Source organism: Streptomyces sp. NPDC048643 (assembly GCF_040650615.1).
Taxonomy (GTDB): domain Bacteria; phylum Actinomycetota; class Actinomycetes; order Streptomycetales; family Streptomycetaceae; genus Streptomyces.
Genome location: NZ_JBEZHO010000003.1, coordinates 179,166 through 191,148, shown reverse-complemented (window position 1 = coordinate 191,148; position 11,983 = coordinate 179,166). Strand labels below are relative to the sequence as shown.

At 71.5% G+C, this 11,983-nt stretch carries 12 protein-coding genes; 6 read left to right on the top strand and 6 right to left on the bottom strand.

Annotated elements, in window-relative coordinates; genetic code table 11:
* The first annotated feature begins 31 nt into the window (after positions 1–31).
* The gene (locus tag AB0C62_RS04635; RefSeq protein WP_362969595.1) at positions 32–505 is read left to right on the top strand and encodes a DUF3291 domain-containing protein; all 474 of its coding nucleotides are present in this window, start codon (positions 32–34) and stop codon (positions 503–505) included.
* Here AB0C62_RS04635 and AB0C62_RS04630 read toward each other — a convergent pair.
* Complete coding sequence (locus AB0C62_RS04630) at positions 502–1,401, bottom strand: ADP-ribosylglycohydrolase family protein (protein WP_362969594.1); 900 nt, start codon at positions 1,399–1,401, stop codon at positions 502–504. The genes AB0C62_RS04635 and AB0C62_RS04630 overlap by 4 nt on opposite strands.
* 196 nt (positions 1,402–1,597) lie before the next feature.
* Here AB0C62_RS04630 and AB0C62_RS04625 point away from each other — a divergent pair, with 196 nt between their 5' ends.
* The 5 genes from AB0C62_RS04625 (at position 1,598) to AB0C62_RS04605 (ending at position 5,792) form a co-directional block, all read left to right on the top strand.
* Complete coding sequence (locus tag AB0C62_RS04625; RefSeq protein ID WP_362969593.1) at positions 1,598–2,527, top strand: diiron oxygenase; 930 nt, start codon at positions 1,598–1,600, stop codon at positions 2,525–2,527.
* A 92-nt stretch (positions 2,528–2,619) separates the two neighbouring features.
* Complete coding sequence (locus AB0C62_RS04620) at positions 2,620–3,345, top strand: TetR/AcrR family transcriptional regulator (protein ID WP_362969592.1); 726 nt, start codon at positions 2,620–2,622, stop codon at positions 3,343–3,345.
* Positions 3,346–3,355: 10 nt separating this feature from the next.
* Positions 3,356–3,676, top strand: coding sequence for a hypothetical protein (locus tag AB0C62_RS04615; RefSeq protein ID WP_362969591.1), 321 nt, complete (start codon positions 3,356–3,358; stop codon positions 3,674–3,676).
* A gap of 109 nt (positions 3,677–3,785) precedes the next feature.
* Positions 3,786–4,997, top strand: a complete 1,212-nt coding sequence (locus AB0C62_RS04610; protein ID WP_362969590.1) for an NlpC/P60 family protein — start codon at positions 3,786–3,788, stop codon at positions 4,995–4,997.
* 219 nt (positions 4,998–5,216) lie between these two features.
* Entirely contained in the window at positions 5,217–5,792 is a 576-nt protein-coding gene (locus AB0C62_RS04605; protein WP_362969589.1) for a DUF6082 family protein, read from the top strand.
* 164 nt (positions 5,793–5,956) lie between these two features.
* Here AB0C62_RS04605 and AB0C62_RS04600 read toward each other — a convergent pair whose 3' ends face one another.
* From AB0C62_RS04600 to AB0C62_RS04580, 5 genes are read right to left on the bottom strand one after another with little or no spacing between them, the layout of a single operon-like run.
* On the bottom strand, positions 5,957–7,219 hold the full coding sequence (locus AB0C62_RS04600) for a styrene monooxygenase/indole monooxygenase family protein (protein ID WP_362969588.1): 1,263 nt from the start codon (positions 7,217–7,219) through the stop codon (positions 5,957–5,959).
* 30 nt (positions 7,220–7,249) lie between these two features.
* Positions 7,250–7,888: an ATP/GTP-binding protein gene (locus tag AB0C62_RS04595; protein WP_081219399.1), complete on the bottom strand. Its 639-nt coding sequence runs from the start codon at positions 7,886–7,888 to the stop codon at positions 7,250–7,252.
* Positions 7,869–8,279 (bottom strand): DUF742 domain-containing protein, encoded by a 411-nt coding sequence (locus AB0C62_RS04590; protein WP_362969587.1) that lies wholly within the window; start codon positions 8,277–8,279, stop codon positions 7,869–7,871. The genes AB0C62_RS04595 and AB0C62_RS04590 overlap by 20 nt, the downstream gene beginning before the upstream one ends.
* Positions 8,276–8,779 (bottom strand): roadblock/LC7 domain-containing protein, encoded by a 504-nt coding sequence (locus tag AB0C62_RS04585; protein WP_164371842.1) that lies wholly within the window; start codon positions 8,777–8,779, stop codon positions 8,276–8,278. Before AB0C62_RS04585 ends, AB0C62_RS04590 begins: the two co-directional genes overlap by 4 nt.
* Complete coding sequence (locus tag AB0C62_RS04580; RefSeq protein WP_362969586.1) at positions 8,776–11,835, bottom strand: nitrate- and nitrite sensing domain-containing protein; 3,060 nt, start codon at positions 11,833–11,835, stop codon at positions 8,776–8,778. Before AB0C62_RS04580 ends, AB0C62_RS04585 begins: the two co-directional genes overlap by 4 nt.
* Positions 11,836–11,983 lie beyond the last annotated feature (148 nt).

Genomic DNA, 11,983 nt, shown 5'->3' with positions numbered 1-11,983 from the left:
CCGGCGGATCGGGGCGATCTACCGTTCGCTCATGACCTCGCCGACCGTCGCGCACGAACTCGCCCAGGTGAACATAGCCCGCCTCAAGGCCCCTCTGGACTCACCGCAGTTGAAGGACTTCGTCGACGCTCTCGACCCGGTGAACGCGGTCGCGGACGCGGCCGACGGCTTCGTGTGGCGGTTGCAGAGCGACTCCGGGAACGCCACCGACGTCCCTGTCCTCGGGGACGACTGGCTGATCATCAACATGTCCACCTGGCGCGACCCGAACGCCCTGACGGCGTTCATGTACCAGGGGCAGCACCGCGAGCTGCTGTCGCGGCGGTACGAGTGGTTCGATCGGGTCGCGGAGGCGATGACCGCGCTGTGGTGGGTTCCGGCAGGTCATCGCCCGACGGTCCAGGAGGCCGAGTCCCGTCTGCTGCACCTGCGGGAACACGGGCCCACGCAGCACGCGTTCACCCTGCGGACGTCCTTCCCGTCGGCGGCCTCGACCGAGGTCTAGAGACCCCCGGGCACCAGTTCCCTGCGGCGCAGCCAGTCGTCGGCGACGTCTGCGACGCCGGTGCGGGCGGCCACGACGCCGCCGGTGATCGCACAGGTGGTGTCGACGTCGCCGAAGCCCTCGGCGGTGCTCCACAGGGCCTCGGTCAGGTCGGTGGCGTGCCGGGCGGCGCACCAGAGGGCGAAGGGCACGGTGTCGTCGGCGCGGATCCGCTGACCGTTGCCGAGGACGTCCGAGGCCTTCCAGGGCGGGGTGTCGAACGAGAGCACGGCCGCCTTCTCGACCCCGTCCCGTACGGCGCTCGGCGGGGTCGCGGCGGCGACCGCGGCCAGGTCGAGGCCGCCCCGCGCGGACAGTGCCGCCGCCGTGGCCACCGCGACCGCGCCCGCGACGCCCTCCGGGTGGGCGTGCGTCACCTCGGCCGACAGCGCGGCCTGTTCGGCGACGGTCGGCAGGCTGGCGTGGAACCAGGCTCCCAGCGGGGCGACCCGCATGGCCGCGCCGTTGCCGAGGCTGCCCTCGCCGCCGAACAGGGCGCGCGCCAGCTCCGGCCAGCGGTCAGGCTCCTGGAGCAGCCGGGGCAGCAGCTCGTGCATGCCGTAGCCGTAGCCGCGGGCGGGGTCCGCGTCGTAGCCGAGGGCGAAGGACCGGGCCAGTTCGGTCTGCCGGATCTCGCCGTGTTCGTCGAGGACGCGCAGCACGCCGAGTGCCATCGCGGTGTCGTCGGTCCAGTGCCAGGTGTGCTCCTGCGGGGTGCGCCGGGCGCGGATCTCCTCGTACGCCTGGAGCCGGTCCCGGAAGAGGGGGAACCAGCGCTCGCCGAAGGCGTCGCCGAGGGCCAGGCCGTCGAGGCTGCGGCGGGCTGCTGGGCGGTCGGCGGGGATCGGCGGGGTCATGGGGTGATGATGCCGGGCCCGACGGCCGGTTGCGCAGTGGTTTTCGCGCGTCGGGAGTGTCGCGTCGCGGACGCTCGCGTACCGGTTGCGCCAACTAGTCCGGCCCAGGGGATTGACGAGCTTGCTGACAAGCAGTCTCATAAGTTGTGACCGCCGGTAACCCCCGCTGATCCCGTACGACGAGGTGGAAACAGTCATGACGACGGTGACCGAAGCCGAGGTGCTCCGTGACGCGCTCGGTCTGCTCAAGGACCGGGAGCAGGTGGCCGAGCGCCTCCTCGACTCATCCGCCAAGCACTCCTTCGACCCCGACAAGGAGCTCGACTGGGACGCGCCCTTCGAGGAGGGCAAGTGGTTCTGGCCGCCCGAGCTGGTGTCCCTGTACGACACCCCGATGTGGCACCGGATGAGCGAGGAGCAGCGGATCGCGCTGTCCCAGCACGAGGCGGCGGCACTGGCCTCGCTGGGCATCTGGTTCGAGCTCATCCTGATGCAGCTGCTGGTGCGGCACATCTACGACAAGGCGGCGACGAGCGCGCACGTGCGCTACGCGCTGACCGAGATCGAGGACGAGTGCCGGCACTCGAAGATGTTCGCCCGGCTGATCACCCGCGGCGGCACCCCGCACTACCCGGTGAGCCGGGCGCACCTGAACCTCGGGCGACTCTTCAAGACCATCTCGACGACGCCGGGTTCGTTCACGGCGACGCTGCTCGGCGAGGAGATCCTCGACTGGATGCAGCGGCTGACGTTCCCGGACGAGCGGGTGCAGACCCTGGTCCGCGGCGTCACGCGCATCCACGTCGTGGAGGAGGCCCGGCACGTCCGCTACGCACGCGAGGAGTTGCGGCGGCAGATGGTCACGGCGCCGCGCTGGTCCCAGGAGTTCACCCGCGTCACCTCGGGCGAGTTCGCCCGCGTCTTCTCGGTGGCCTTCATCAACCCCGACGTGTACACGAACGTCGGCCTCGACCGGCGCGAGGCGATGGCCCAGGTCAAGGCGAGCGGACACCGGCGCGAGGTGATGCAGACCGGCGCCAAGCGGCTGACGGACTTCCTGGACGACATCGGCGTGCTGCGCGGAGCGGGACGGCGGCTGTGGAAGTCGTCCGGCCTGCTGGCCTGAGCGCTGTGACCGGCGGGACCGGCCCCGGGCCGGTCCCGTCGGTCACCCTCCGTTGTGCGGGAGTTGTGTACGGGCCGGTTACGCTGCCCGACATGACCTCGCAGGCCTCCACCCCCGCCTACCGCCGTCTCAGCGTCGAGGAACGGCGCAGCCAGCTCCTCGAAGCCGCGCTCTCGCTGTTCGCCCAGCGGGTGCCCGAGGAGGTCTCGCTGGACGACGTGGCGGAGGCGGCCGGGGTGTCCCGGCCCCTGGTGTACCGCTACTTCCCGGGCGGCAAGCAGCAGTTGTACGAGGCCGCCCTGCGCTCCGCCGCGGACGAGCTGGAGCAGTGCTTCGCGGAACCCCCGGAGGGGCCGCTGTCCGAGCGCCTCTCGCACGCCCTCGACCGCTACCTCGCCTTCGTGGACCAGCACGACGCCGGGTTCAGCGCCCTGCTCCAGGGCGGCAGCGTCATCGAGACCTCACGGACGACGGCCATCGTCGACGGGGTCCGCCGGGCGGCGGCGGACCACATCCTCGACCACCTCGCGGTGCAGGACCCCGGGCCCCGGCTGCGGATGACCGTACGGATGTGGATCACGGCGGTGGAGGCCGCCTCGCTGGTCTGGCTCGACGAGGGCAAGGAACCGCCGCTGGACGAGCTGCGGGACTGGCTCGTCGAGCAGTTCGTGGCCGTGCTCACGGCGAGCGCAGGGCGCGACGCGCAGACCGCCGCGGTGGTCCGGGCCTCGCTCGCGATGGAGCGTCCCGACGGCATCGTGGGGACGCTGGTGCGCCGGGTGCTGCCCGTTGTCGGGGACGCGGCCCACCTGCTGTGACACTGGTCCGGTGAAGAGCGAAGACACCCCCTTTGTCGGCGGCCCGCTGGACGGCCGCGTGCTGCCCGTGCTGCTCGGGATCACCGGCCACCCGCCCAAGACGTACCGCGTCCCGGTGCCCGCCGCGGACGGCGGCCCGCCCACCGTGCTCGTGTACCGGCGCGTCCAGGCGGCGACGAGCCGGCGGCTCGGCCTCCACAAGGGGTGGAAGTACGAGTACGACCCCGAGGACGACGGGTCGGGCCCCCGGTTCGCGTGGCCCTGGTCCGCGCGCAGGCACAAGGGCGCCGACAAGGGCGACGCCACGCCGGGCGGCAACGCCGACGAGTGACCTTCTTGGGCCGAAACGGTCACCCGGCGCGCGCCCGGGACGCGGCCGCTCGATCCTGCCGGTGCGAGACGGGTGGTGGACGGGCCGCCCCGGCACCGGAGGTGATGACATGTCAGGAAGACTTCTACGTCTGGTCTGTACGGCGGCGGTGGCGGCCGGAGCGCTGCTCGCTCCGTCCCCCGCGGTGGCCGTCCCCGACCCCGCCCCCACGGCCGACAGCTCCGCCGGTCCCGCGGACGACGACGGGAGTGGCACCGACGGCGCCGCCGCCCCGGACGCCCCGCAGTCCGCGGCCACGCTCCTGACGGAGCTTCAGCGGCTGTACCGGGAGGCCGAGAAGGCCACCGAGACGTACAACGGCACCGCGGAGAAGCTCAAGAAGCAGCGCGCGGAGACCGACCGGCTCGACGCCCGCCTCGCCACGGCCCGCCTCTCGCTGCACGACAGCCGCGGAGCCGCCGGACGGCTGGCCCGCCAGCAGTACCAGAGCAGCGGCGAGATCTCCTCGTACGTACGGCTGCTGCTCGCCCGGGATCCGCAGCACGCGCTCGACCAGGGTCACGTGATCGGGCAGTTGTCGCTGGAGCGGGCCGAGACCGTGCAGCGGGTCAGCGGCAGCGAGAGGCGGACCGACGTGCTGGCGCGGGCGGCGCGCAAGGCGCTCGACGGTCAGCTGTCGCTCGCCGATCGGCAGAAGAAGGAGCGCGACGCGGTGCGTAAGCGCCTCGACGCCGTGCAGAAACTGCTCGCCTCGCTCACCGCGGACCAGATCGCCGAACTGAACCGGGCCGAGAAGGCCGGGACGGACACCGCGCAGCGGACCATCATGACGTCCGGGGCGCTCAGCGGCGAGCGGGCGCCGTCGCCGGCGGGCGAGCGGGCCGTGCGCTACGCGGTCGGACAGATCGGCAAGCCCTACGAGTGGGGCGCCGAGGGCCCGGCCGCCTACGACTGCTCGGGGCTCACCTCACAGGCCTGGGACCGCGCCGGGCGGCCCGTCCCCCGCACCAGCCAGGAACAGTGGGCCGACCTCCCGAGGATCCCGCTGGACGAACTGCGCCCCGGCGACCTGGTGGTCTACTTCCCCGAGGCCACGCACGTCGCCCTCTACCTGGGCGGCGGGATGGTCGTGCAGGCGCCGCGGCCCGGCACGGACATCAAGGTCTCCCCCATCGCGGCCAACCCGCTGCTGGGCGCGGTCCGCCCCGACCCGGGCGGGGAGCCCCTGCGGCACTACACGCCGCCGAAGCTCCCCGAGAACGCCACGGAAGGAACCGACGAGGGCTACGCCTCCGTCGCCCCGGCGACCGAGGCCAGGTAGGCGCCGGTCTTCTCGGGGTCGTAGAAGCAAGAGCACGGCTCCGCATGACCGGGCGGCCCCGCCCCTTGAGTAGAGCCCCTCCTGGACGCGACCTTGTTACTAGGGCATTGCCTGGTCACCATGGAGGCTCGAGCACCTGACAGGGGATGCATTTTGAAGCAATTTACACCGCAGAGAATAGCGATCTGGCTTGTTCTAGGGACTGCAAGCACAGCGTTCGTGATCGCCACCCCGTTCATCCTCGACTGGATAGCACCGTCAGGACTAAATTGGGAAAATCTGAGCAATATCAGCCAGACTTACGGAGGCCTTTCAACCTTAATATCGACCACTGCCCTGGTCGGGGTGATTGCCTCCATCTCATATCAGGCCAAACAAAACCAAATCCAAAACCAGGAAGCACAGCGCAGCACACATCGGGAGCTGCTCATACTGTCCCTGACCGATCCCACCCTGCTTGCATGCTGGGAACCTCCACGCAACCCTGTCACACACGAGGGCTACAAGAGGATTGGCTTCGTCAACCTGGTCATGAGTGCGTGGATCACCGACTTTCGCTTGAACAGGACCAGCGAAGGGGCCGCTCTGGTTACTCTAAGGGACCATTTCCGGGGCGAGGTTGCTCGCGCCCACTGGGCGGAGGGGGGAGAAAAATGGCGGGCCTTCTCAGCGGCTCAACACGGAGATGTCCTCGGCGTACGGTTCATCGACCTCGTAGATCAAGCGTACCGTGAAGCAATTACTGCGGGGCCTCCGACAGCAGCGGACGATTACTTCATCGATTCCGGCCCATAACTTGCGCGTTCCGGAACAGTGCCTGTGGTCGACACGGCATGACAGCCGCAACGACCACAGGCATTACTCACTTCAGCCCTGCCGCTTTCGCCGCCATTCACGCTCGTTCACATAGCCACGGCCAGCGAGGGTGCTCCGAGCAACAACAATGGCCTGAGCGCTGGTCAGACGTCCGTCGCCCCGGCGACCGAGGCCAGGTAGGCGCCCGTCTTCTCCGGGTCGTAGAAGAAGTTCTCGAAGTCCGCCGGGTTGTTGAAGCCGTTGGCGAAGCGGTCGGCGACGGGCTGGAGCTGGCCGGCGGCGCCGATCAGGTTGAGCACGTGCTCCGGCGGGACGCCGAGCATGGCGTTCGTCCACTTGGTGACGTGCTGCGCGGTGTCCCAGTAGCGGTCGAACGTCGCCTGCATCCACTCCTCGTCGAAGGGCTTGTCGCCGTGCTCGACGATCGAGGAGAGGTAGGCGGCGGCGCACTTGGACGCCGAGTTGGAGCCCTGCCCGGTGATCGGGTCGTTCGCCACGACGACGTCGGCGACACCGAGGACCAGGCCGCCGCCGGGCAGCCGGCCGATCGGGTTGCGGACCGTCGGGGCGTACCGTCCGGACAACGTGCCGCCCGCGTCGGTGAGTTCGACGTTCGTCGCCCGCGCGTACTCCCAGGGCGTGAACCGCTCCATGAGTTCCAGGGTGAGCGAGAGGTGCTCGGCGGGGTCCTTGACGCCGTTGAAGACGTCGAGCGGGCCGCCGGGGATGCCCTCCCAGAAGAGGATGTCGGCGCGGCCCGAGGTGGTGAGGGTCGGCATGATGAACAGCTCGCCGACGCCCGGGACCAGGTTGCAGCGCACCGCGTCGAAGTCCGGGTGCTCCGGACGCGGGCCCAGACCGTGGACGTAGGACACCGCGAGGGCGCGCTGCGGCTCGGTGTACGGCGAACGGGAGGCGTCGCGGCCGAACATGGAGACCAGTTCGCCCTTGCCGGCCGAGACCAGCACCAGGTCGTACGTGCGGGAGAAGTAGTCGAGGTCGGAGACCGCCGCGCCGTGGATGACCAGCTGGCCGCCGCGCTGGGCGAAGGTCTCCATCCAGCCGGCCATCTTGACCCGCTGGTCGACCGACTGCGCGTATCCGTCGAGCTTGCCGACCCAGTCGATGGCGCGCTGCGAGGGGCCCGGGTCGAAGGAGCCGGGGGCGGCGACCGAGACGCCGAGGCCCTCGATCCGCGGGGCCTGGGACTCCCAGAAGTTCAGCTGGAGATCGCGCTCGTGCTGAAGTGCCGTGTCGAACATGCACTGTGTCGACATGACCCGGCCGGTGCGGATCTCGTCCGCCGTCCGGTTCGACATCAGGGTGACCTCGTATCCCTGCGACTGGAGGCCGAGGGCGAGCTGGAGTCCGGACTGGCCGGCTCCGACGACGAGTATCTTCCGCATGCGGGTGTTTCTCCTAGGACCTAGGCGTCCCTATTCGGGGCTGACTTCCAGCGCGTGGCCGACCACGGCCAGCAGGGTCTCGACGACCGAGATCCGACGGCGCGCGTCCATGATCATGACAGGTATGTGCGGGGGCACGGTCAGGGCCTCGCGCACGTCGTCCGGCTCGAACCGCTCGCTGCCGTCGAAGTGGTTGACGGCGACGACGTACGGCAGTCCGCAGCTCTCGAAGTAGTCGAGCGCCGGGAAGCAGTCCGACAACCGACGGGTGTCGGCGAGGACCACCGCGCCGATCGCGCCGCGCACCAGGTCGTCCCACATGAACCAGAACCGCTGCTGCCCCGGCGTACCGAAGAGGTAGAGCACCAGGTCGTCGTCGAGGGTGATGCGGCCGAAGTCCATGGCCACGGTGGTGGTCACCTTGTCCGGCGTCCCCGTGAGGTCGTCGGTCTCCTCGCTGGCCTGGGTCATCAGCGCCTCCGTCTGGAGAGGCGTGATCTCCGAGACGGCGGTGACCATGGTGGTCTTGCCGACGCCGAAGCCGCCCGCCACCACGATCTTGGTGGCGATCGGCGCACGCGTGCGGTCCGTCTGCCAGGCCTGAAGGTTCTCCTCGTCGTCGAGGAGAGGGGCGACGCCAGGTGCGGCGTCAGAGACGACGGAGTCCACTCAGCACCCTTTCCAGCAGAGCACGGTCCGGCTGTCCCGGGCCGTGACCTGTTCCGTACACACGGATCTTTCCCTGGTCCGCCAGGTCGCTCAGCAGCACTCGGACCACGCCGAGGGGCATCCTGAGGAGGGCGGCGATCTCGGCCACCGTGCGCATACGGCGGCAGAGTTCGACGATGGCCCGCATCTCGGGCATGACCCGGTTGGCGAGCGAGCCGTTCGTCAGTTCCTTGCGTTCCTCCGGGGCCTCCAGCGCGGCCACGAAGGTCTCCACGAGCAGGACGTGCCCGAAGCGGGTCCGTCCGCCGGTGAGCGAGTACGGGCGGACCCGGGCGGGCTTGCGGTCGCCGCCGCGCACGGGGAGCTTCTGAGCACCGTTCGACACGGTCATCGGGCACTCCCGAGCGCTTCGGCCTCAAGGGATTTTCGGAGCTCGGTGCGCAGCTCGGGCGTGAGCACGTGTCCGGCCCGGCCGACGAAGAGCGCCATGTGGTACGCCACCACGCTCATGTCGCAGTCCGGGGAACCGTGCACGCCGAGGAGCGAGCCGTCGCTGATCGACATGACGAAGAGGCTGCCCTCCTCCATCGCGACCATCGTCTGCTTGACGCCGCCGCCGTCCATCAGCTTGGCGGCGCCGATGGTGAGGCTGCCGATGCCGGAGACGATGGTGGCGAGGTCGGCCGCCGAACCCTTGGGTCCCGCGGGCCGGGTGGTGTCGGCCGTCCGGGCCTCGGCGTTGCGGCCGGGGTCGGAGGACAGCAGCAGCAGGCCGTCGGAGGAGACGACCGCGACCGACTGGAGGCCCGGCACCTCCTCGACGAGATTCGTCAACAGCCAGTGCAGGTTGCGGGCTTCGCTGCTCAGGCCGAAGGTACTGGGCGCGGTCAACTGCTTGCCTCCTCGACGGTGCCCCCCGATGCTTCTACGTCCTGTGCGGTGCGCGGGCGCCCGGTGGGCGTGGATCCCGTGGGCGCGGGTGCCGGCGGGGTCTGTCCCGCGGGGGCGGGTGTCTCCGCCGTCCGGTCGGCGATCTCGGCCTCCACTTCACGGCGGCCCTCGACCGCGCCCCGGTGGAACCCTCCGAGCCTGCGCCGCAGGGCGTCGGCGTCCACGCCGCCCACCCGGGGGCGTGGCGCCGCGGCGGGGGCGGAGATCTTCGGCGTCCGCTTGGGCAGGCCCTTGTCGGTGAGCCGGGGGCGCTCGTCGGGGGCTCGCTCGTGGCTGTCGGGGCCGATGGCGTAGGGGTCGGTGCCGGCCCGCGCGGGCGGCGGCTCCGCCGGGGCGGGCGCCGCGCCGGGGCGGGCCTCGGCTCCGGTGGGTGCGGCTCCGGCCGGGGTGCGTGTCCCGTCGCGACGGGGCAGCGGCTCGGCGGGAACCTCGGCGCCGGACGGCACCGGCGCGGGGCCGGCGTCCGGTTCGACGAAGGCCGCGGGGGCCTCGGTGCTCCGGTCGGCCGCCGGGTCGGCGGGGTGCGGTTCCCGGGCGTCCGTCGCGAGGTCCGGGAGCAGCAGCTCCATGGTGGTCTCGGGCGTGGCCTCGGGAGCCGGGGCGGTGGGCACGAGCGGCTCGCGAGGCGCCGGGATGACCGGGGTCCGCGCCGAGCCGGGCTCGGGGTCGGCCACCTGCTCGGGCGTACCGTCCGGGGTGGGTTCACCGGCGTCCCGTTCGGCTGCCTGGGCCGCGGCGATCAGCGGGTCCTCGTCACCGGCGGGGGGCGGGGTGACGGCCGAACGGCCGCGCAGGACGTTGGAGTTGGCCTCCGCGTCGGCGCCGGGAAGGGCCACCGAGGGGGCTGCTCCGGCGAGACGGGTGGCCGGGGCCGGGACGGTGGACGAGGGCGCTGCCGCGAGCAGGGACTTCGGCAGCACGACCACGGCGGCCACCCCGCCCTGCTTCTGCTCGCGCAGCTGTACGCGGACGCCGTGCCGGTGGGCGAGCCGGGCCACCACGTAGAGGCCGAGCCCGAGTCCCTCGCCGCTCTCCTGGTCGTAGGCGTCCTCGGGGTCGAAGTCGGCGAGCCGGGTGTTGAGCTGGCTCATCCGCTCGTCCGTCATGCCGATGCCCTCGTCCTGCACGGAGAGCATCACCTCACCGCTCTCCAGGAGCCAGCCGGAGACCTCGATGGGCAGGTCGGGCGGCGAGAACGAGGAGGCGTTCTCCAGGAGTTCGGCCACCAGGTGGCTGAGGTCATCGGCGGCGAACCCGGCGAGGTGGGCGTGCGGCGGCAGCGCGGCGATCCGTACGCGCTCGTAGCGCTCGATCTCGCTGACCGCGGCCCGTACGACGTCGACCAGCGGGACGGGGCTCGCGTGGTGCTGGACGTGCTCGGCGCCCGCGAGGACGAGGAGGTTCTCGCTGTGCCGCCGCATGACGGTGGCGAAGTGGTCGAGCTTGAAGAGCGTGGCGAGGCGGTCCGGGTCCTGCTCGCGCTCCTCCAGGCCCTCGATGACGCCGAGCTGTCGCTCCACCAGACCGAGGGTGCGCAGCGCGAGGTTGACGAAGGTGCCGTGGATGGTGCCGCGGACCTGCTCCAAGTGGCTGGCGGCGGCGGTGAGTTCGATGCGCAGCTTGTCGCGCTCGTCGGCCATCAGCTGGCGCTGGCCGATGAGGTGCTTGCGGTCGCCTTCGAGGGTGGCGTGCCGCTCCTGGAGCGCCGCCGCGTGCTCGTGCAGCGCGTTGACGGAGCGGACGACCTGGGCGAACTCGTCGTTGCGGCCGGTGAACGTGACCGGTTCCTGGGAGCCGGGGTCGGCGGCGAGCCGGGCCGAACCGCGACGGAGCACGGAGAGCGGCCGGGTGAGCGTGCGTGCCATGGCAATCGTGACGCCGACCGCGACGAGGAGCAGCGCGCCGAGGAGGACGACGCGGATCTCCAGGGCGGTGACGTCGTCGTCCCGGAGCTGTTCGAGGTCCTTGGTGCGGTGGTCGTTCAGGGAGGACTCGGCGCCGCGCATCAGGTCGATGCGGGCGGACAGCGCCGCGTTCAGCTTCTCCGCGGAGGTGTCGAGTTCACCGTCCGCGAGTTTCGGCTCGTCGGTGAGGCCCGCCAGGTACTTGTCGGCGGAGCCGACGTCGGGGCCGGTGACCGTGGAGTCGTAGGAGGTGACGGCCTTCTTGGGGGCCGTCTCCCGGAAGCCGGCGAGGGCCGCGTCGGAGCGGACCCGGGCCTGCTGGGCGGCGCCGCTCAGTGCGTCGCGCTGCTTGGTGCCGGCGGCCGAGGAGGTGTTCGTGGTGGTCGCGAGGCCCGTGATGGGGTCGACGACGGTCTGCGTGGTGCGCGGGATGGCGAGGGCCGCGAGGAGCAGGCCGCGGGCGGCGGCGGACTGCTGGACGGCGGTGTCCAGTTCGGCGAGCGCGTGCGCGCCGGAGCCGGCCCGGACCGGCATGCGGTCGGCCAGGTCCTCGGCGAGGGCGTGGAGTTCGGCGATGGCCTCGGAGTACGCCTGGTGCGCTTCGAGGGCGGTGCTCTTGCCGGTGAGGGCCGCGCGCCGCAGGGCGGCGATCCCGTCCAGGTCCTCGAGGAGTGCGGCGGGGGCCTCGTCGTCGGCCCGCAGTTCGTCGACCTGCCGGTCGACGCGGGCGCCGCGCTGCTCGGAGGGCGCCTTGGCCTTGGGGCGGCCGGCGGCGACGTAGGAGGTGACGTCGTCGCGTTCGTCGGCCAGGGAGTGCGCGAGGGTGAGCGCCTGCTGGGTGCGCTGGGAGAGCGTCACCAGGTTCTGGGAGTCGTTCAGTTGCCGCGAGGCGGCCAGCACGGTGGGGGCCCCGGCTCCGGCGATGGCGGCCGCGACGACCGCCACGGCGACGATGAGCCGGTTGCGTACGTGGGCGGTCCTGCCCCGGCCCGTGGAGCCGGTGGCGTCGCCGACGGCGCCACCCTCCGCGGAAGGGGAGACCGTCTTCTTGCCTGTGCGCCTCGGCCGCGTCTTCTGCACCGGTGCTCGCATTCCTGACTCGTGTACCCATCTGGGGCCCGGGTGACGTTCCGTCGATCGCGGCGTCCGCCCGGTACGGCTCCCGACCCTCCCAGTGCCGGTGGGCGGTGGTCCCGCTTCGTCCGGCCCGCCACCCGAAGGAGTGAACCCCGGAGGGGAG

What these genes read in the sequence shown, in the direction of transcription:
- AB0C62_RS04635 (WP_362969595.1), top strand. Translation starts at nt 32, where the DNA reads ATGACCTCGCCGACCGTCGCGCACGAACTCGCCCAGGTGAACATAGCC.
- AB0C62_RS04630 (WP_362969594.1), bottom strand. Translation starts at nt 1,401, where the DNA reads ATGACCCCGCCGATCCCCGCCGACCGCCCAGCAGCCCGCCGCAGCCTC.
- AB0C62_RS04625 (WP_362969593.1), top strand. Translation starts at nt 1,598, where the DNA reads ATGACGACGGTGACCGAAGCCGAGGTGCTCCGTGACGCGCTCGGTCTG.
- AB0C62_RS04620 (WP_362969592.1), top strand. Translation starts at nt 2,620, where the DNA reads ATGACCTCGCAGGCCTCCACCCCCGCCTACCGCCGTCTCAGCGTCGAG.
- AB0C62_RS04610 (WP_362969590.1), top strand. Translation starts at nt 3,786, where the DNA reads ATGTCAGGAAGACTTCTACGTCTGGTCTGTACGGCGGCGGTGGCGGCC.
- AB0C62_RS04600 (WP_362969588.1), bottom strand. Translation starts at nt 7,219, where the DNA reads ATGCGGAAGATACTCGTCGTCGGAGCCGGCCAGTCCGGACTCCAGCTC.
- AB0C62_RS04590 (WP_362969587.1), bottom strand. Translation starts at nt 8,279, where the DNA reads ATGACCGTGTCGAACGGTGCTCAGAAGCTCCCCGTGCGCGGCGGCGAC.
- AB0C62_RS04580 (WP_362969586.1), bottom strand. Translation starts at nt 11,835, where the DNA reads ATGCGAGCACCGGTGCAGAAGACGCGGCCGAGGCGCACAGGCAAGAAG.